The sequence below is a fragment of the Pseudomonas neustonica genome, assembly GCF_003797945.1.
Classification (GTDB): Bacteria; Pseudomonadota; Gammaproteobacteria; order Pseudomonadales; family Pseudomonadaceae; genus Halopseudomonas; species Halopseudomonas neustonica.
The window spans coordinates 38,355-57,743 of record NZ_RKKU01000015.1; the positions used below are offsets into that span (position 1 = coordinate 38,355).

The following is a 19,389-nucleotide window of genomic DNA, read 5'->3' on the forward strand; positions in this document are numbered from 1 at the left end:
TACGTGGCGCGTTACCATAGCGGAGATCAGGCTGATGCCGCGATTGTTCATCGGGTTTGAGTTGCCCAGGGTGCAGGCTGATGCCTTGGCCGCACTGGCTGAGCCCGCCCCTGCTCTGCGGTGGCAAACTCCGGCGCAACTGCATCTGACCCTGCGCTTTCTTGGCGAGATGAGTAACGCTCAGAGCTGCGAGGTGCAGCAGTCTCTGTCCGTTCTTTGTTGGCAGGCGCTTGATGTGCAGGTCAGCGGTGTCGGGTATTTCGGCCCACCAGCAAGACCGAGCATACTCTGGGCTGGCGTTGCCGATAACGCCCCGCTGCATGCGTTGCGAGCTAAACTGGACCTGTTGTTGGCGACGCTGCTGGCACCTGATTCTCAGCACTTTGTGCCACATGTGACCCTGGCGCGTTGCGGCAGCGGCGCCGGTCATCCGGGCCGCTTTCTTGCGCGGCATCGACAGCTGAAGTTGCCGTCCTGGAGGGTAAGCGAGATATGTCTGTTTACCAGTGAAGCGAGTGACAATGGCTCGCGTTACCGCGTAATAGCGCGTTATCCCAGTACCCTGCCTGTGGAGATGTCTGATGACGCCCCTGATCAAGCGCCTTGAACCAGAGAGAGAATATTATTTTGCAGAAGGCTGCTATATCAACGAGCTATCGAATGCTGAGCACGATCCAGCGGTGTCGATCGCGCGTGCGCGCGTTCCGGTGGGCGTGACTACCCGCTGGCATGCCTTGACTGGCGTGGTGGAGCGTTACCTGATTGAGGCGGGGCAGGGCGAGGTCTATCTCGATACGCTGGCACCGCAGCGGGTCTCGGCAGGCGACGTGGTATTGATTCCGGCGGGTTGCGCGCAGCGTATTGGTAATACCGGCGACGATGAGTTGGTGTTTCTGGCTATTTGCTCACCGCGTTTTCAGCCGCAATGCTATCAGGATCTGGAGTCTTAGCCAGGCTGGTCGACCGAGTTGATCTCTTCCTGCGTCAGAGCGCGATACTGGCCCGGCTGCAGTGCCGGGTCAAGCACGATGGCACCCATGCTTTCACGGTGCAGTGCCACCACCTGGTTACCGACTGCATGGAACATCCGTTTGACCTGATGGTAGCGCCCTTCATAGATGGTCAGCCGGGCTTCGCAGGGGCCCAGTCGCTCCAATTCTGCGGGCGAGGTAGTTAGCTGTTCGGTGGTCATATAGATGCCGTTGGCAAAGCGCTCGGTTGTTTCCGCGCTGATCGGGCGTAAGGTCGTGACGCGGTAGGTCTTGGGCAGCTTGATGCGGGGCTCGGTCAGACGTCGTGACCAGAGGCCATCGTTGGTGAGGATCAGTAGCCCCGAGCTGCCGCGATCAAGGCGACCGCCAATGTGCAGCTCCTCACGCAAGGGCGAGGGCAGCAGTTCCATCACGGTGGGATGTTGTGGGTCAGTGGTCGCACTAAGGTAACCGACCGGCTTGTGCAGCATTACAAAGTGCGCTTCGCGGGCCTGCAGCAGCTCGCCATCCAGGCTGATGGGCACGAACTGATCGACTTGGTGACGCGGATCGTGGGTCAGTTGTCCGCCTACCTGCACATGGCCGCTGGCGATCAGCAGACGCGCGGCCTGCCGGCTATGGGCGGTGTGGTTGCTGATAAAACGATCGAGTTTCATGGGGGCGATTATACCTGCCGCGCCCAGGCCGAGGGTCAATCGTTGCCACGCTTCCATTCCGGCGGTCGCCACAGATGCGCCAGTCGCTGACGCAGCGGCCCCGGCTGGCGCATATCACGCGCCAGGTCACGATACTCGTGCAGCCAGTGCATCCATAATCGATTGTTGTGCTCTGGCGGCCGCGTAATGCCGTACTCGATGGGCTGGTCCGCTCGTTCGCGGGTGAAGCTGCCGAACAGGCGATCAAAGATAATAAATACACCGCCATAGTTGGTATCGACATAGCCTGGATTACGCGCGTGATGTACCCGGTGGTGATTAGGGGTATTGAAGATGTACTCGATAACCGGGTGCAGGCGACCAACCAGGGTGGTGTGAATAAAAAACTGGTAAACCAGGGATAGCGCGTAACAAACGCCTATCCACACTGGATTGAAGCCAATCAGCGCCAGTGGCACGTAAAACAGCCAGCCGCCGTTGAAGATATTGGTCGCGTTCTGGCGCATCGCGGTCGAAAAGTTCATGCGCTCGGAGGAGTGGTGCGTTACGTGGGCAGCCCATAACCAGCGCACGCGGTGCGAGCTGCGGTGCATCCAGTAAAAGCAGAAGTCAGTCAGCAACCAGAGCGCCAGCGCAGTGAGCAGGTTCAGCGGAATGTCGAGCAGCCGGTGATGATAGGCCAAGGCGTAAACCGGAAAGGCGATAAGCCCGGCAAAGAGTAGTTCGGTGGTTTGATAACCCGCGCCCAGCGCAAAGTTGCGTATGGCCTCACGACCATCAACCAGAGCTGGGTCGTGACGAATCTTCAGGTACTCCCAGGCAAACACGGCAATGAATACCGGTGTTGCCAGCAGAAATACCAGTTGGCGCTCATCCATCGCCAGCCAGCTTAAGCCGCTGTCCGCGAGCATCTGTTGCATCATCTCGAACAAGCCCATGAGGCCGTTACTCCCTGCTTTTTAGCTTGGTTATAGTTGTAATACTGAACCTAACGGGAGCTTGCCTCTTGACTTTATATGCCGGGTTTTTGACTCTAGACGACAAAAGTAGAGGTGCATTATGGCGACACCATTGCGAGTCACCGGTGCCTGGGTGCAGCTGTTGACTGACTGGCTCGATGCCCAGCAACTGCCCGCGCCGGAGTTGCGCCTATTGCTGGACAGTCGAACTGGTGCAGATCTGGTGCCTATGCCGTTGTGGCAGTCCATGCTGGCGCAAGCGGTGGCGCTTCGACCAAGCGAGCCAGCAGTTGCGCTGAATATAGGCGCGCAGGCTAAACCGAGGCATGTAGGGGTGCTGGGTTACCTGCTGCTGGCTTGTAACAATCTTGCTGAAGGTGTGGCTGCTTATCAGCGTTATGAGCGCTTGTTTTACGGCGAAGACCTGGTGCAGGTAAGTGCCTCGACTAACGAGATGGCACTGGTCTGGCCAGCACACGCCTCGACCGGCGAGCTCGCAGACAGCGTCGCCATTGCTGCTCTGCTTAGCCTGCTGCGACATTTGCTGACGATGCCACCGGTGCCTCTGAGAGTGAGTTTTGCTTTTCCAGCGCCGGGTGATGCGCAGGTAGTTGCTGCCTACGAGCAGTTCTTCGCATGCCCTGTACTTTTTTCGGCCGCCTGCACCGAGGTGGTTTTTCCGTCCAGCGTGTTAACGCTGACGTTACCGCATAGCGATCCCAGTGTGCGCCAGCTACTCGACCGGCAGGCACAGGCGGCGCTCCTGGCGCTGCCGGAATCTGATGCATTTGCTCGCGCTTTGCAGCAATGCATGCTGCGATTGTTATCAGAGGGTAGCTTGAACTTGCCGCGGGTGGCGGCAGAGCTGCATATGTCGGTTCGTCATCTACAACGACGCCTGGAGTCGCGGGGTCAGAGCTGGCGCGGGTTGCTGGATGATCTGCGGCAACAGTTGGCAAAGCAATATCTGGCCGATCCTGGCTTGCTGCTCAGTGATGTTGCGCTGCTGCTGGGGTTTTCCGAGCAAAGTGCGTTCAACCGAGCGTTTCGTCGCTGGAGTGGTGAAACGCCTTTGAGTGCGCGTCGCAGGCTGTTGCGGACGGACTGATGGCGTTACAGTATCGTAACGTTAATCAAGGATTACCTATGTACGCCATCGCCTCTTTAGCAACACTTCTGGTTGCCCTTTTACACGCTTACTTCCTGCTGTTGGAAATGTTTTTCTGGGACAAACCGCTGGGACTCAAATCCTTTGGCCAAACACCTGAGAGTGCCGCCGCGACCAAGGTGATGGCAGCAAATCAGGGCTTGTATAACGGGTTTCTGGCCGCGGGTCTGATTTGGGGCGTGGCCCTGGGACCGGCGGGCGACGGCATCAAGCTGTTCTGCCTTGGCTGCGTAATCATCGCCGGGGTATTTGGTGCCCTGACCGCTAGCCGCAAGATTCTTTATGTACAAGCGGCTCCAGCAGCACTCGCGCTGGTTCTTGTGCTCTTGTCCTGAGCTTTGTCGTGCTGACTGCACTAGACTCGAAGCAGGTTTCTCCTTTCTGGTGGATTGGTTGAATGCTGACTTATTACCGCTCATTGCTACAGTCTTTGTTTGCGATGCTGCTGATCGGGATTCTGGTGGTCGAGGTATTGATGTGGCAGATCGATGTCTCTGCCCGCAGTCAGTCTGCCCAGCAGCTATTGTCTCGCGGCGCAGACGTGCGCAGCGTGCTGGAAACCAGGCTGCGCGACGGTATCTATTTAACCCGAGGGCTGGTGTCCTTCCTGCATAGTCAGCAAGGATTGCGTGATCAGGAGAACGTCGAAGACTGGCTGGCCAGTATGCTGGAGGAAGTCGATTACCTGATCAATATTGGTATTGCGCCGAATAACCGCATCGAGTTGATTTATCCTCGCGAGGGTAATGAGGCGGCGTTAGGTCTTGCCTATAGTGATGTGCCCGCGCAGTGGAGTGCAGTGCAAGAGATCATGCGCACAGGTAAGCCCGTTCTGGCCGGACCTCTGAATCTGGTTCAGGGCGGCAGCGGGTTAGTGTATCGCTCGCCGGTCTATCTCGATGGTCGTTACTGGGGGCTGGTCAGTACGGTGATGGATGCGTCCGCTTTGCTTGGCATCCTTGACACCGAACCGCGCTGGCAGGATCTCAACGTGCAGCTTCAGCGCGGGCAAGACAGGCGTGCAGAAACCTTTACCCGTATATGGGGCGCGGATCTGATACCGGGCTTGCCGCAGCAGGCCATGTTGATCGAATTACCGAGTGTCACTTGGCGTTTGATTGTGCAGCTGCGCGCTGAGCGCACACATGCTGTGCTCTACCGTATTGGTTTTTACGGGCTGCTATTGCTTATCCTGCTGGCTGTGGGGTACACCAGTGCCGCTCATATTCGGCAGCGGCGCGAGCGTGAAATGTTGCGCGCCGAGTCGGAAAAGATGAAAAGCGAATTCATCTCTACCATTAATCACGAGTTGCGTACGCCGCTGACGAGCATTCTTGGCACTTTGAGCTTGCTGCAGGGCGGTGTCGTGGGGGCGCTATCCAAAGACGCGGAACGCATGGTGCTGCTCGCCAAACGTAACGGCGAGCATTTGCTCAAACTGATCAACGATCTACTGGATATCGACAAACTCGTGGCTGGCAGCATGCAACTTGAGCTGCAGGACTTGGAGCTTGATCAGATTCTACCGCGCGCTGTCCAGGAGCTGGACGGGGTTGTGCGTCAGCGTGATCTGAGTATTCAGTACGAGAACCCTTTTAGTCATGCGCGTGTCCGAGTTGACCCTACGCGGTTTAAGCAGGTACTGGATAACCTGCTATCCAACGCTATCAAGTTTTCGCCGCCAGGCGCAGTCATTATGGTGCAGGTCAGGAGCGTAGAGGATGGTGCGCGCTGGCGAATAGAGGTGAGAGACCATGGCGGCGGTATGCCGCTGGGCTTTCAGGATAAGGTGTTCGAGCGTTTCACTCAGGCTGACAGCAGCTCGCAGCGCCGGGCGGGCGGAACCGGGCTGGGACTGGCTATTACGCGCGGGCTGGTAGAGCAGATGGGCGGGGAGATCGGCTTCACCAGTTCGGATGCCGGAACCTGTTTTTATGTGTTGATGCCGGCTTTGACGGATTCAACCGGTATTGAGACGCCAGCGTGATCGAGGCAAGTGTATTTAGTGCAGGGAGGGGTGATGCATAGCAAATTGACAGTCAAGGAAATAAAGGCGTTTGTACCCGCGCAAGACTATGTGAAAAGCAAGGCGTTTTATCGTGATGTGGGCTTTGAAATGGCCTCTGATATGGGCGATGTAGCCTACTTTCGTCTTGGCGAATGCAGCTTTCTGCTGCAGGATTTTTACCAGCCGGCGCTGGCTGACAATTTCATGATGCATCTGTTGGTTGACGATGCACGGGCCTGGCATATTCATTTAGACAAGGCAGATCTGACAGCACGGTATGATGTGCAGCTCTCTGAATTGGTTGAGCAGCCCTGTGGTATGCTTGACTTCACGCTGACTGATCCTAGTGGTGTGCTTTGGCGTATAGGCCAGAACCTGTGAGCCAATAAGGCATGGATTTACGCAACTATTTGCTTGGCAAGCCAGAGGTGCAGGAAGACTTTCCTTTTGGCCCGGAAGCGGCGGTATTCAAAATCCAGGGCAAGATGTTTGCTCTGCTGGTCGAGCGTGCAGGTGTCGCCAGTATCAACCTGAAATGCGACCCTGAACAGGCGATCGGACTGCGCGATCTGTTTCCGGCGGTTACTCCCGGCTATCACATGAACAAACGCCACTGGAATACGGTCCGAGATGATGGTTCGGTTCCAGCGGGGGAGTTGCAGCGCATGGTTGATCATTCCTACGCGTTGGTTGTGCGAGGACTGACGCGGGCGCAGCGTTTGGGGCTGGAAGCGAGGCACGGTAAGGCTGCGCTTTATGCGGATCAGCTTGAGCGCTAAGTCAATGCGGCTCCGTTATGGGACCGCAGCGGATAGTGCTGCCTGCGCTGCGTTATTTACCGCAGCAGTGCACCAGTTGGCATCCAGTCACTATAACCCGCAACAATGCGAAGCCTGGGCGCCGCTTAAACCGGATGTAACACGCTGGCAGAAGCACCTGGGCAGTCTGGAGTTGCTGTTGGCCGAAGACGCTCAGAGGCTGCTGGGCTTTATTGGTTATGCCCATGATGGGCACATCGACCTGCTGTATTGCGCGCCGCGCGCCGCGCGCTGCACGCAGTGGCGTGGCCAGCACACTTTACCTGGCAGCAGAGCAGCGCCTTGTCGCGCAAGGCGTGACGAGGCTGTTTACCGAAGCCAGCATGCTGGCGAAGCCATTCTTTCACCAGCAGGGCTTCAGCGTGATTGCACAGGAAGAAGTGCAGCGCGGCGAAGGGGTAACGCTACTGCGTTATCGCATGCAAAAAATACTGGATTGAGGTGGCAAGCTGCTTGGCATTGCTACCAGCGTACCGCTATCTTTGTGCCTTCAGGTTTAAGGGAATAACAATATGAATGCCCAACTCATTTTGCTGCCAGTGCTGCTGCAGATCGCTCTGACGCTGGCAAGCTATGTTGCGCTGGCTCGGGCCAAAAGCAAGGCGCTGGCCTTGGGTCAGGTTGACGAGGTTCGGCGGGCGTTACACAGCGACGCATGGCCCGACAGCGTTATCAAGATCAATAACAATATCCGTAACCAGTTTGAGACGCCGGTGCTCTTCTACGTGCTGGTCCTGGTGCTACTGAACCTGGGGGCAGTGGGCTGGTTGACGCAGTTGCTGGCCTGGTTATTTGTACTCAGTCGGATCGCTCATACCCTGGTGCATACCGGAACCAATCAGGTACCTCTGCGCCGCCGCCTATTCACCTTTGGTTGTGTCGTGCTCATGTTGATGACTGCGCTGGCTGCCTGGGTGTTGGTGATTGGCTGATGGCCGGGTTTATGGATTTGCTGCGCGGTCGAGGCCGCGTGTACCTGCTGGAGGCGGTACTCTGCTTCGGCAGCTTGGTACTGTTGCTGGGGATGGGGTTGGTGGCATTGCCGATGGCATTTGCCGAGGGAGCCGATCCGCAGTTTGCCTGGCAGCTGGTAGCGATGCTGGCGCTCGGGTTTATTGGCCTGTGGGGAGCAACCCAGCTGGTGCTCAAGGTGGCTTATCCGCAGCGTCAGGTGGCCAAGCCGCAGGCGATAGTGATTACCCTGCTGCTGGGTATAGCAGCACTATTGTTGTTTCATCAATTGATGGCCTTGTCGCGGGCTGCCACCATGATGTTGGTAGTGCTGCCGTTGCTGGGGAGTGCGCATTTTCTATTTTTGGGCCGCGATTACCTGGTGCGTAAGCGCTGACCTTTAGTTGACAGCTGCAGGCTGATCCGGTCGACTACAAACTTTGTTTTCTCTTCTCGGAGTCTGCTGCTGTCATGTCTTCCTATACCCACGAACCCCGTTTGCTCTCTATCAATGCTGGCTCAGCGCAGCCTTTGCAGATAGGCAATCGGCATACCCGTACCGGTCATTTCAAGCAACCGTTGCAGGGTGTGGTTGCTATAGGCGCACAGGGCATCGAAGGTGACTTTATTGCCGACCTCAAGCATCACGGCGGCCCGGATCAGGCACTCTATATTTATAGCCAGGAAGATATCGACTGGTGGAAGCAGCAATTGCAGCGTGATCTTGAACCGGGTTTCTTTGGTGAGAATCTGACAGTTTCGCATTGGTGGCCAACACTGCGAATCGGTGACCGTCTGCAGGCGGGTGAGTTGCTGCTGGAAATTACCGCGCCACGTATTCCCTGTTCTACGCTGGCGGCCCGGGTCGACGACAAGCTATTTGTTAAAGCTTTCGCTAAGGCCGAGCGCTGTGGGGCTTATGCGCGTGTGTTGCAACCGGGCAGCATTGAGGCGGGCGAAACGCTGACGGTAATCCAGGCGGATGTAATCTATCCGACCATTAACGAGGTGTTTCGCTACTGCCATTCCAAGGGGCATAACCTGGACTTTGTACAGCGGGTGCTACAATCGCCTGTCGCAGAAAAGATGCGAGTAGAGATGGAGGAGCGCAGGTCTGCGGCGGAAAAGGCGACGGGCCAGCTGCCAGGGCTTTGAGTTCTGCTCGCCTGGTGCGTTGAACGCACTAGCGTGGCAGCGTGGCCAGCAATAGTGCCCGATAGATGCCTTCACGTAGGCCGCCAGTCTTGCTCAACTTCATACGCTTTAGCGCCACTTGCTGGCGGCTGCTGGCGCTGACCCGCCAACCTTGCCAAGTTAACTGTAATAGTGCTCGCTTGCTGCCGATCTGGGTTTTTAATGCGCTCAGTGCCTGCGCCAAATCCTCTTCTTCTACACTCATTCCGCTGCCCAGCGGAAAGGCGGGTAGCTCACCCGGTTGCTGCATTGTGCGCAAGCTGGACTCAAGCTGCGCAGGGGTATTGCGGCGGTAATGCTCCGGCAATCGGTAAGCTGGGGGCAGCTTGCCCGCCTGCTTAGCCTGTTTCATTAACGCCGGTTGAAAACGCGCATCGCTGATCGACAGCATGGCATCAATTACCTCGGCATCACTTTTGTCACGCAGGTCAGCGACGCCGTACTCGGTCACGACCAGGTCGCGCAAGTGCCGTGGAATAGTGGTGTGCGGATACTGCCAGCAAATGTTGGAGGAGACCTTGCCGGCCTGAGTACGTGTTGCGGGTAGTGTGATGATCGAGCGCGCATCGTCCAATGCGAACGCCTGGGCCACAAAGTTGTATTGGCCGCCGACACCGCTGATCACCTGCGCATCGGCCAGGCCGTCGGATACCACTGAGCCGGTCAGCGTGACCATCAGGGCGCTATTGATGAAGCGCGCGTGTTTGCGCGCCTGGCGCTTGCCAGGTTCATCGCCGTATAGGCTGTTGGTGTAAGAGACCGGCATCATGGCGATCTTGGCGCGCGTACTTGCTGGCAGGCGCTGCAGGATCTGATAGAGCACGGGGCTGCCGATGAAAAAGCCGGCATGAATCAGTTTGCCCTCTACCTCGCGCTTGATGACGCCTGCCTCAATAAGCGTTAGAAAGCCTTCGACCAGCATCTCGGTAACGCCATAGAGCCCCTGTTCAAAGGGATGGCAGTGGCGATCCTGCAGACTGTCTTGTTGCTCCAGTCTTTGCAGTAATGCGCGGAAGCGCTCTGGTTGCTGCTGGCGCAGACGCAAGGCATAGGCGATGGCATCGCCAATCGAGCCGATGCCAATTTGCAAGGTGCCGCCATCGACGATCAGGCTAGCGACCCGCAGGCCGATGGCGTGGTGCTTGGTAGCTGCCGGGCTGTGCGGCGGGGTGAATAGCGCAAACTCGTACTCTTCGCCCTGCAGCAGTAGATCGAAGTCGCTGGCAGGGCGATCGGCAGAGCCGCCCATGAAAGGTAGCGCGTGGTTGACCTGTCCCACGCTGAGCATGCGTAGCTCGCCACGTTGGCGCTGTTCGAGCAAATCGGCGCTGATGTCCGGGTTGCAGCTGAGACTATAGCGAGCGGGCTGCCCGTCAGTTAAGGTCTCACCGGGTGTGACCAGCTGCAGAATCAGGTTTACCTTCCAGCGCAGCAGCGTTGCCAGCGCGTGGGTGTAATTGAGACTGGTGTATTGCTGTTGCGCTAGCGGCACGCCCAGCCAACCGCCAGGCTGCAAAAAGAACTCACGGACGGTGATATTGCTGGGTAGCTCCCCGCTGCGCAGCGCTCTGGCGTATTCAAGATCGGGATAGCCAGCAAACAGCCGTGCAGACAAAGGACCGATAAAGCGTTGTTCCAGCTCGCTCTTGGCGCTGGGTTTTTCTAGCGTCAGGGCGGTACAGATGGTCAGGGATATATCAGGGTTGGCCCGCGCCCGATGATACAAGGCGTTGATCAGGTGATTGGCTTTGCCCAGCCCGAGTGGCAGGCCCACCACCAGCTCATTGCCGAGGCGCTTGAGGATTTCATCGACCAGCGCTTCGGCTTTGTCAAAGCGCTGCGGCACTTCACTCATCCGGTGCGGCCGTCCAGCCCGGAGCAGTCCAGCCTGCGTCTGGCGTGAAGCGGGGGCCGTGTTTTTCACTTAACTGCTGCAATTGCTGCTCAATGGTATCAAAGCCCAACTGCTCGGCGTACTGCATGGGGCCGCCGCGGAAGGGAGGGAAGCCGGTGGCGAAGATCATCGCTCCGTCGAGCTGGTCGGCATCGTCAATTACCTTTTCGCGCAGGCAGGCCATGCATGCATTGAGCATGGGTAGCAGCAGGCGCTCCTGGGTGCCGCGCGGGGCCTGCTTACGGCGGTATTTTTTCTGCACTTTGCCGTGTTTCCAGCGGTATATGCCTTTACCGGTCTTGCGGCCCAACTCGCCTTTGCTCACTTTGCTGCGCAGCCACTCAGGTGCTTCGGGCAGGTTGCTGTCGAGTTGCTCGCGCAACATATCGGCCACCCCCAGGCAGATATCCAGCCCAACCTGGTCGGCCAGCTCTAGCGGCCCCATCGGCATACCAAAATCGATAGCTACCTGGTCAATAGCTTCGGCGCTCAGTCCCTCATCCAGCAGGCCGATGGCTTCTACCAGATAAGGTGTGAGGGCGCGGTTGACCAGAAAGCCGGGATCGCTGCTAACCGGGGCTGGCAGGCGGTTGATCTGGCCAACAAAGGTGCTGGCGCGCTCCAGTGCACTGCTGCGCGCGGTAGAGTGGGCAACTACCTCTACCAGTTGCATCTGCGCCACCGGATTGAAAAAGTGAATGCCGACCAGTCGGCCCGCATCAGCCAGCCCGCTGCGCAGCTTGTCCAGGGCGATACTTGAGGTGTTAGTCGCCAGAATCGCATCCGGTTTCATGCGCGGCTCTATCTCGGCATACACCTGCCGCTTTAGCTGCAGATCTTCGGGTACCGCTTCCAGCACCAGATCAGCTACTGCCACGCCGCTATTGTCCGGATCGGGAATCAGGCGGTCGAGGATATCGCGGGTTTGTGCCGCGCTGCGGTGCTTCTTGCGGCAGAGTTCAGTCAGGTTGCTGAGCGCTTTGCCAATGGCTTTAGGTTCGGTATCAAACAGGCTGACGCGCAGCCCCTGTAGTGCGCACCAGCCGGCAATATCGCCGCCCATGGCACCGGCACCGATAACATGCACATGCTGGACCGGTGCGGGTTTGTGCCTGCCCTTGCCTGGATCGCCCAGCGCCTTGAGCTGTTCGCGCAGAAAGAATACGCGTACCAGGTTACGTGAGCTGGGTGTATTCAGCAGATGGGCGAACGAATAGATCTCGCGGTGTAATACCTGATCCGGACTATTGCCGTGGCGTTCCCAGAGCTTGATCAGTGCCTGCGGTGCCGGGTATTGCTGGGGCGCGACCTTGGCGTCTGCCTGTTTGCGCATGCGCCAGGCCGCCAGGCGTCGAACCCAGTCAAGGCGGAAGGGGCGCGCGCGCAGGTTGCGTCTGTCGACCGTTATCTGCTTATCCAGCACTGCGGTGACCGCCTTGCCTATGTGGCGTTCTTCCAGCAGCTGATCGATCAGCCCGAGCTGGCTGGCCTGCGCGTCGTGAATAGTGCGACCGGTAAGCATCATGTCCATGGCCACCAACGGATCAATCAAATCCGGTAAACGCGCGGTTCCGCCGAGACCGGGGTGCAGCCCCAGCAGCACTTCAGGTACGCCAAAGGTGGCTCCTTTGACCGCCAGCCGGTAGTCGCAGCACAACGCCAGTTCCAGCCCGCCGCCGAGCGCTGCGCCGTGGATGATGGCGATGGTTGGACAGCTCAGATCAACCAGGTGCTGAGCCAGCAAATGTGCCTCGACCAGCTTGTTGATGACGTCGGGTTCGGTGTGCAGCTCACGGAACTCGCTGATGTCGGCGCCTACGCAAAAGCTGCCGGGTTTGGCCGAGCGGATGACCAGTGCGCTGGGCATGTCACTCTTGAGCGCGGCGATAATTTCGCTGAATTCACGCAGTACCGATTCGGAAAGCACGTTGGCGCTGCTGTCGGCCTTGTCCATCAGTAACCAGGCGACGTTTTGCTCGTCACGTTTCAGGTGCCAATGCTGCCAGCGGCGTGGGCTGACCTTAAGCTCGGCTGGGCTGAAGGGGCCTATTTCCATGCGCCGGGCTGCCAGAGCAGAAAGGACGGAGGCGGTCATCGGGTCAGTCTCCCTAAAGTGTTTCAATCAGCATGGCGCCCGACTGGCCGCCGCCAATGCATTCCGTGGCGATCCCGCGACGCAGGCCGTGGCGCTGCAGCGCCTTGACCAAATGCAGCACGATACGGTTACCACTGGTACCGACCGGATGGCCGAGGCTGATGGCGCCGCCATCGATATTCAGGCGGGCAGGGTCCAGCCTCCCCAGTGGATGGTCGAGCCCCAGCACCTGTTTGCAAAACGCTGCATCCTGCCAGGCTTCAAGGCAGGCGAGTACCTGGGCAGCAAAGGCCTCGTTGATCTCCCAGAGGTCAATGTCGGCTAGCTGATGGCCTTGGCGCTGCAGCAACGCGGTGCTGCTGAGCACGGGCCCCAGCCCCATTATCTCGGGTTCCAGGGCTGACCACTGGCTGTCGACAATAACGGCCAGCGGGGTGAGGTTATGCTTGATCAGCGCCTGCTCAGAGGCGAGGATTACCCAGCTGGCGCCATCGGTAATCTGCGAGCTGTTGCCAGCGGTGACCTGACCGTAGGGCTTTTCAAACACCGGCTTCAGCTGGCTCAGGGCCTCGATCGAATTATCCGGGCGCACGCCGTCGTCCTGACCGTACTGCTTCCCGTGCCGATCAAATAGCGGTATCACTTCGTCCTTCAGCCAGCCGCCTTCCTGGGCAGCGGCCAGGCGCTGATGACTCATCAGCGCGTAGGCGTCGGCGGATTCACGTTGAATATCGAACAGCTGCGCCACCAGTTCGGCGGTTTGTCCCATGTTGAGGCCGGCGATCGGGTCAGTCAGGCCGCGTTGCAGGCCGATCACTGGCTTGAACAGGCTAGGTCGAAAGCGGCTGAGTGCTTTGAGCTTGGCTGGCAGGCTTCGCGCCTGATTGAGTTGGGCAAACCAGTTAACGGCGCTCTGCTTGAACAGCAAGGGAGCATGGCTTAGCGCTTCGGCGCCGCCGGCCAGAATCAAGTCGGCGCCGCCGTCACGAATATAGCGGTAACCGGTATCGATCGATTGCATGCCCGAGCCGCAGTTGATTTGTACGCTGAAGGCGGGCATCTCTGCGCCCATGCCGAGGCGCAGAGCGGCGACGCGCGCCGGGTTCATTTCGTCCGAGACTACGTTGACGCAGCCAAGAATCACCTGATCGAAGGCGTCCGGCGCCAGTCCCTGACGCATCAGCAGCGGACGGCCGCACTGCACTGCGAGATCTACCGGGGTGAACGGACCGGGTTTTCCGCGTGCTTTGAGAAAGGGCGTACGGGCACCGTCAACGATATAGACCGGCTGGTGGCTGGGAGCGATAGAAGGCGGCTGGCTATCCATGAGGAGCCCTTGTCTTGATGATTCACAGAGTAGGAATATAGCGCTGGCCTCGCGGCTGCGCTTTGATCAAGCATAGGACAGGATCGGCGGGGTTCAGTTCACTGCGTGGGGGGCGGTTGCAGATAGGGGTAAAATGAGATGAATGCTCAGGCGATTGGCTTGCAGTCCTGGGGCACTTTGTTCAGCGCCCCAGGACTGCAGCAACCTGTCAGTCGCGTTCCAGCGCCAGTGCCACACCCTGACCGCCGCCGATGCAGAGGGTCGCCAGACCTTTCTTGGCATCGCGCTCCAGCATGCTGTACAGCAGGGTCACCAGGACCCGGCAGCCGGAGGCGCCGATCGGATGGCCAAGGGCGATGGCGCCACCGTTGACGTTAACCTTATCCATATCCCACTGCAGTTCTTTGCTGACGGCCAGCGCCTGTGCGGCAAAGGCTTCGTTGGCTTCGATCAGGTCCAGATCGGCGATTTGCCAGTTGGCCTTGGCCAGACAATTGCGGGTAGCCGATACCGGAGCAATACCCATAATGGCCGGATCCACCCCGGCATTGGCGTAGGCTGCGATCTTGGCGAGTACGGGTAAGCCCAGCGCCTTGGCCTTGTCTGCGCTCATCAGCATGACAGCAGCAGCGCCGTCGTTCAGGCTGGAGGCGTTACCGGCAGTGACCGAACCCTCTTTCTTGAACGCGGGCTTGAGGCGACTGAGGCTCTCTGTGGTGGTGCCATCGCGGGGTTGCTCGTCCTCGCTGACGATAATCGGGTCGCCTTTGCGCTGCGCGATACTCACTGGGGTGATTTCACGCTGGAAGCGGCCGGCTTTCTGCGCGGCGACGGCTTTCTGCTGTGAGCCAGCGGAGAAGGCATCCTGCTCCTCACGGCTGATGTTGTATTTGTCGACCAGATTCTCGGCGGTGATGCCCATGTGATAGTCGTTGAAGGCATCCCACAGACCGTCCTGAATCATGCTGTCGATCATCTTGCCGTGGCCCATACGCTGGCCGGTACGGGAGGTCGGAATCAGGTGCGGTGACAGGCTCATGGACTCCTGGCCACCGGCAATCATAACCTCGGCATCGCCGCAGCGAATGGCTTGAGCAGCCAGGTGCAAGGCTTTGAGGCCTGAGCCACAGACCTTGTTCAGCGTCAGTGCAGGGACCGCGTGCGGCAGGCCGCCGTGAATTGCTGCCTGACGCGCCGGGTTTTGGCCGCAACCGGCGGTAAGTACCTGGCCGAGGATGACTTCGTCGACGATGGCGGGGTCAATTTTGGTTTGATCCAGTAGCGCGCGGATCACAGTCGCACCCAGTTCGTGGGCGGGAACATGGGCGAACTGGCCCCCAAAGCTGCCAACGGCAGTACGGGTGGCGGCGACAATCACGACCTCTTGCATGAACGAACTCCTCTATGCGGCACTTTTTTGAGTGCACAAGCATAGAGGCGCCTCGTGTTCAGGACAAGTTGTCTCAGGCTTGATTCAATCGGTTAGCGATAAGTTCATCCACTACCGATGGATCGGCCAGGGTCGAGGTGTCACCCAGAGTATCCAGCTCGTCGCAGGCAATCTTGCGCAAGATACGGCGCATGATCTTGCCGGAGCGCGTCTTGGGCAGTCCGGGAGCCCACTGGATGTATTCCGGACGGGCAAACGCACCTACCTGATCGGCGACAAAGCTCTTTAGCTCGGTCACCAGCTCATCCGAGGGTGTAATACCGTTCATGGGGGAAACATAGACATACAGGCACTGGCCCTTGATATCGTGCGGACAGCCGACTACCGCAGCCTCTGCAACCGCATCATGCAGCACCAAGGCGCTTTCGACCTCGGCTGTGCCGATGCGGTGGCCGGAGACGTTGAGTACGTCGTCCACGCGGCCGGTAATCCAGTAATAGCCATCCTCGTCGCGGCGTGCGCCGTCGCCGGTGAAGTAGACGTTCTTGTAGGTACTGAAGTAGGTGTCGATCAGGCGCTGATGATCGCCGTAGACGGTGCGGATCTGGCTCGGCCATGAGCGCTTGATGACCAGGTTGCCGCTGGCGGCACCTTCCAGTTCATTGCCTTCGGGGTCATACAGCGCCGGTTCCACGCCGAAGAACGGGCGAGTTGCAGAGCCGGGTTTCAGATCAGTGCAGCCGGGCAGGGGGGTGATCATGGCGGCGCCTGTTTCGGTCTGCCACCAGGTATCGACGATGGGGCAGCGGCTCTCGCCGACAACGTGGAAATACCACTCCCAGGCCTCCGGGTTGATCGGTTCACCCACAGTCCCCAGCAGTCTCAGACTGGCACGTGAACTACTTTCTACCGGTTTGTTGCCCTTGGCCATAAGCGCGCGCAGGGCAGTAGGGGCGGTGTAGAAGATGTTTACCTGATGCTTGTCGATCACTTGCCAGCAGCGCGACGCATCGGGGTAGGTTGGCACCCCTTCAAACAGCAAGGTAGTCGCGCCGTTGCACAGCGGACCGTAAACGATGTAGGAGTGGCCGGTAATCCAGCCGACGTCTGCAGTGCACCAGTAGACCTCACCGGGGTGATAGTCGAATACGTAGTGGTGGGTCATGGAGGCCATCAGCAAGTAACCGCCCGTGGTGTGCAGTACGCCCTTGGGCTTGCCGGTAGAGCCTGAGGTGTAGAGGATAAACAGCGGATCCTCGCTATCCATGGGCTCGGCTGGGCAATCGGCACTGACGGCTTCGATGGCTTCGTGGTACCAGATATCGCGGTTTTCAGTCCAGGGAATATCAGCACCGGTGCGCCGTACGGTAACCACCGTGTGTACGTTGGGGCATTCCTTCAGGGCTTTTTCTACGCTGGTTTTGAGCGCTACGGCTTTACCGCCGCGCACACCTTCATCGGCGGTAATGACTGCCTGACAGTCGGAGTCGAGAATGCGGTCACGTACGGCATCGGGGGAGAAACCGCCGAACACCACCGAGTGCACTGCGCCGATGCGCGCGCAGGCCAGCATGGCATAGGCGGCTTCGGGAATCATCGGCATATACAGGCATACGCGGTCGCCTTTCTTCACCCCACGGGCCTTGAGCACGTTGGCCAGGCGGCAGACCTTCTCATGCAGTTGGCGGTAGCTGATGTGTGTTGCGTCTTGCGGGTCGTCGCCTTCCCAGATGATGGCGGTCGTATCGCCACGTTCGGCGAGGTGGCGGTCGATGCAATTGACGCTAACGTTCAGCTTGCCATCAATAAACCAGGCGGCTTCACCCTTGCTCAAGTCGCTTTGGTGAACCTTGCTCCAGGGCTGATCCCATGTCAGAAAACGCTCGGCTTGCTCTGCCCAGAACTGATCGGGCTGCTCCAGTGACTGGCGATACATACGTTCATAGCCAGCTTCGTCCAGATGACTACCGACGCGCGCGGCAGCGGATACCTTGTGGTTTTCGATCTTGTACATGGGTGGTTCCCTGTTGTTATTGAAGTCGGGGCGGTCGCGACAGTCACCCTGAGCAAGCACGGCGTCGTCACGACCCGAGTGCCGCTGGAAAGTATAGGCAGGCGCTCAGTTCATGACATACAGCGTCGGATATCGACGCGCCCAATTCAACCCTTCTTTGGTATGAGAAGGGGCTGGGGAACGCGCGACTGGGTAACGGACTCAAAACAGCCTGCGCGGCGTTGCCATGGGCAGCGCCGCGCAGGTCAGATCAGGCGAGGGAGAATTGCAGGTTGTCGATAAGACGGGTTTTACCAAGGTAGGCAGCGGCCAGCGCGACTAGCTCGCGGGTTGCGGTCGTGACGGGTTGCAGGCTGTGGGCATCGCGCAGGTCAAGGTAGTCGGGCGTTAGCCCCGCGTCGACTAGTTGCGCCTGCGCCTCATCAATCACGGTCGCAAAGTCTTGCCGACCGGCCTGAAGCTTTTCGGCGATCTGCTGCAGAGTCCGGTACAACACAGGTGCGCAGGCGCGTTGCTCCGCATTCAGATAGCCATTGCGCGATGACAAGGCCAACCCATCTGCCGCGCGTACAGTGGGCTCGCCCATGATCTGTACCGGCATGCAGAGGTCGTGTGCCATCTTGCGAATGACTGCCAGTTGTTGAAAGTCTTTCTGACCGAAGATAGCCAGATCAGGCTGAACAATGTTCAGCAGTTTATTGACTACAGTGGCAACGCCCTCGAAGTGGCCGGGACGGCTGGAGCCGCATAGTCCTTCGGAAACCACGGGCACGGCGACCCGGGTGTGGCCTTCCATGCCTTCGGGGTATATATCACTGACGCTGGGCGCGAAAATCATGTGAGTGCCGATCTCGTGCAGCTTGGCTTGATCTTCTGGCAGCGTCCGGGGATAGCTGTCTAGGTCTTCGCCGGCCCCGAACTGCAGTGGATTGACGAAAATGCTGACTACCACGTAATCGGTGCGTTGCAGCGCTTTCTCGACTAGCGCGATATGACCGGCGTGCAGATTCCCCATGGTGGGAACCAGACCTATGCGCTTGCCTTCCTGGCGGGCACGACTGACCGCAGCACGCAGCTGCGCAATGGTGTGCAGTGTGTTCATTGATTCAGAACTCGTGTTCAGCTGCTGGGAATTCAACCTGTTTGACGGCTGTGACATAGGCGCTGATTGCGCCGGCTATGTCTGTCTGCCCGATCATGAAGTTTTTCACAAAACGTGGCAAGCGCCCGCTGATCGACAGGCCAAGCATATCGTGTACTACCAGCACCTGGCCGTCAGTTCCGCTGCCAGCGCCAATGCCAATCACCGGCACCTTGACGGCGGCGGTAATCTGATTGGCCAGCGCGGAAGGGACACATTCAAGCAATAGCATGCTGGCGCCGGCTGCTTCCAACGCCACCGCATCATCCAGCAAGGCTTTGGCCTGAGCCTCTTCACGCCCCTGCACCTTATAACCGCCGAGAATGTTGACGGTTTGTGGGGTCAGCCCCAAATGCGCACAAACAGGGATGCCGTTGCGGCTGAGCATACTGACGTTCTCGGCGAGCCAGCCTGCGCCCTCGAGCTTGACCATATGCGCGCCGGCCTGCATCAGCTGGGCACTGTTGCGTAAGGCGTCTTGCAGGGTGGCGTAGGCCATAAAGGGCAAGTCAGCCATGATCAGCGCGCCACGGTTACCGCGTTTGACGGCCTGGGTGTGATAGGCCATATCGTCAACACTGACGGGTAGCGTACTGTCGTGTCCTTGCAGCACCATGCCGAGGGAGTCGCCCACCAGCATCACTTCAACGCCGGCAACACTCTCTACGTGGGCAAAGGTGGCATCGTAGGCGGTAAGGCAGACAATTTTTTCGCCGTTCTGCTTAAGCTTGTTTAGCGTCGTCAGGGTTACGTCAGGCATGGCAGATTCCAGTATTCGGCCT

The 19,389-nt window shown here is 58.7% G+C and carries 20 protein-coding genes; 11 read left to right on the forward strand and 9 right to left on the reverse strand.

Annotated elements, in window-relative coordinates; genetic code table 11:
* Positions 1 to 34: 34 nt before the first annotated feature.
* Both thpR and EF096_RS12355 read left to right on the forward strand, forming a co-directional pair.
* Entirely contained in the window at positions 35 to 607 is a 573-nt protein-coding gene (gene thpR / locus EF096_RS12350; protein WP_123889941.1) for an RNA 2',3'-cyclic phosphodiesterase, read from the forward strand.
* Entirely contained in the window at positions 582 to 950 is a 369-nt protein-coding gene (locus EF096_RS12355) for a cupin domain-containing protein (protein WP_123889942.1), read from the forward strand. The genes thpR and EF096_RS12355 overlap by 26 nt, the downstream gene beginning before the upstream one ends.
* Here EF096_RS12355 and EF096_RS12360 read toward each other — a convergent pair.
* Together EF096_RS12360 and EF096_RS12365 are read right to left on the reverse strand one after the other, a co-directional pair.
* Entirely contained in the window at positions 947 to 1,648 is a 702-nt protein-coding gene (locus EF096_RS12360; RefSeq protein WP_123889943.1) for a pseudouridine synthase, read from the reverse strand. The two genes, EF096_RS12355 and EF096_RS12360, sit on opposite strands and share 4 nt — an antisense overlap.
* Before the next feature lie 35 nt (positions 1,649 to 1,683).
* Entirely contained in the window at positions 1,684 to 2,586 is a 903-nt protein-coding gene (locus EF096_RS12365; RefSeq protein WP_123889944.1) for a sterol desaturase family protein, read from the reverse strand.
* Between the two features lie 121 nt (positions 2,587 to 2,707).
* Here EF096_RS12365 and EF096_RS12370 point away from each other — a divergent pair, with 121 nt between their 5' ends.
* From EF096_RS12370 to EF096_RS12410, 9 genes are all read left to right on the forward strand, one after another.
* Positions 2,708 to 3,715 (forward strand): AraC family transcriptional regulator, encoded by a 1,008-nt coding sequence (locus EF096_RS12370; RefSeq protein WP_123889945.1) that lies wholly within the window; start codon positions 2,708 to 2,710, stop codon positions 3,713 to 3,715.
* 38 nt (positions 3,716 to 3,753) lie between these two features.
* Positions 3,754 to 4,110 carry a DUF1304 domain-containing protein gene (locus tag EF096_RS12375; RefSeq protein ID WP_123889946.1) on the forward strand — a complete coding sequence of 119 codons (357 nt, stop codon included), beginning with the start codon at positions 3,754 to 3,756 and terminating at the stop codon, positions 4,108 to 4,110.
* Between the two features lie 62 nt (positions 4,111 to 4,172).
* Entirely contained in the window at positions 4,173 to 5,762 is a 1,590-nt protein-coding gene (locus EF096_RS12380; RefSeq protein WP_123889947.1) for a sensor histidine kinase, read from the forward strand.
* Between the two features lie 33 nt (positions 5,763 to 5,795).
* Complete coding sequence (locus tag EF096_RS12385) at positions 5,796 to 6,164, forward strand: VOC family protein (protein ID WP_123889948.1); 369 nt, start codon at positions 5,796 to 5,798, stop codon at positions 6,162 to 6,164.
* Positions 6,165 to 6,175: 11 nt separating this feature from the next.
* Entirely contained in the window at positions 6,176 to 6,562 is a 387-nt protein-coding gene (locus tag EF096_RS12390; RefSeq protein ID WP_123889949.1) for an MmcQ/YjbR family DNA-binding protein, read from the forward strand.
* Between the two features lie 224 nt (positions 6,563 to 6,786).
* Positions 6,787 to 7,041, forward strand: a complete 255-nt coding sequence (locus EF096_RS12395; protein WP_158611275.1) for a GNAT family N-acetyltransferase — start codon at positions 6,787 to 6,789, stop codon at positions 7,039 to 7,041.
* 72 nt (positions 7,042 to 7,113) lie between these two features.
* Positions 7,114 to 7,533: an MAPEG family protein gene (locus EF096_RS12400; protein WP_123889951.1), complete on the forward strand. Its 420-nt coding sequence runs from the start codon at positions 7,114 to 7,116 to the stop codon at positions 7,531 to 7,533.
* Entirely contained in the window at positions 7,533 to 7,949 is a 417-nt protein-coding gene (locus EF096_RS12405) for a hypothetical protein (protein ID WP_123889952.1), read from the forward strand. The genes EF096_RS12400 and EF096_RS12405 overlap by 1 nt, the downstream gene beginning before the upstream one ends.
* A gap of 74 nt (positions 7,950 to 8,023) precedes the next feature.
* On the forward strand, positions 8,024 to 8,707 hold the full coding sequence (locus tag EF096_RS12410; protein WP_123889953.1) for an MOSC domain-containing protein: 684 nt from the start codon (positions 8,024 to 8,026) through the stop codon (positions 8,705 to 8,707).
* Positions 8,708 to 8,735: 28 nt separating this feature from the next.
* Here EF096_RS12410 and EF096_RS12415 read toward each other — a convergent pair whose 3' ends face one another.
* The 7 genes from EF096_RS12415 to panB all read right to left on the reverse strand — a co-directional run bounded on the left by EF096_RS12415 (position 8,736) and on the right by panB (position 19,367).
* A complete protein-coding gene (locus EF096_RS12415) occupies positions 8,736 to 10,601 on the reverse strand; it encodes an acetyl-CoA hydrolase/transferase C-terminal domain-containing protein (protein ID WP_218565769.1) in 1,866 nt (621 codons plus the stop codon).
* Complete coding sequence (locus tag EF096_RS12420; protein WP_123889954.1) at positions 10,594 to 12,735, reverse strand: 3-hydroxyacyl-CoA dehydrogenase NAD-binding domain-containing protein; 2,142 nt, start codon at positions 12,733 to 12,735, stop codon at positions 10,594 to 10,596. The genes EF096_RS12415 and EF096_RS12420 overlap by 8 nt, the downstream gene beginning before the upstream one ends.
* Positions 12,736 to 12,748: 13 nt before the next feature.
* A complete protein-coding gene (locus tag EF096_RS12425) occupies positions 12,749 to 14,062 on the reverse strand; it encodes an acetyl-CoA C-acetyltransferase (protein ID WP_123889955.1) in 1,314 nt (437 codons plus the stop codon).
* Positions 14,063 to 14,270: 208 nt separating this feature from the next.
* The gene (locus tag EF096_RS12430) at positions 14,271 to 15,452 is read right to left on the reverse strand and encodes an acetyl-CoA C-acetyltransferase (protein ID WP_123889956.1); all 1,182 of its coding nucleotides are present in this window, start codon (positions 15,450 to 15,452) and stop codon (positions 14,271 to 14,273) included.
* 73 nt (positions 15,453 to 15,525) lie between these two features.
* Positions 15,526 to 17,466, reverse strand: coding sequence for an acetate--CoA ligase (gene acs, locus EF096_RS12435; protein WP_123889957.1), 1,941 nt, complete (start codon positions 17,464 to 17,466; stop codon positions 15,526 to 15,528).
* A 250-nt stretch (positions 17,467 to 17,716) separates the two neighbouring features.
* Complete coding sequence (gene panC / locus EF096_RS12440) at positions 17,717 to 18,568, reverse strand: pantoate--beta-alanine ligase (protein WP_123889958.1); 852 nt, start codon at positions 18,566 to 18,568, stop codon at positions 17,717 to 17,719.
* A gap of 4 nt (positions 18,569 to 18,572) precedes the next feature.
* Positions 18,573 to 19,367 (reverse strand): 3-methyl-2-oxobutanoate hydroxymethyltransferase, encoded by a 795-nt coding sequence (gene panB, locus EF096_RS12445; protein WP_123889959.1) that lies wholly within the window; start codon positions 19,365 to 19,367, stop codon positions 18,573 to 18,575.
* Positions 19,368 to 19,389 lie beyond the last annotated feature (22 nt).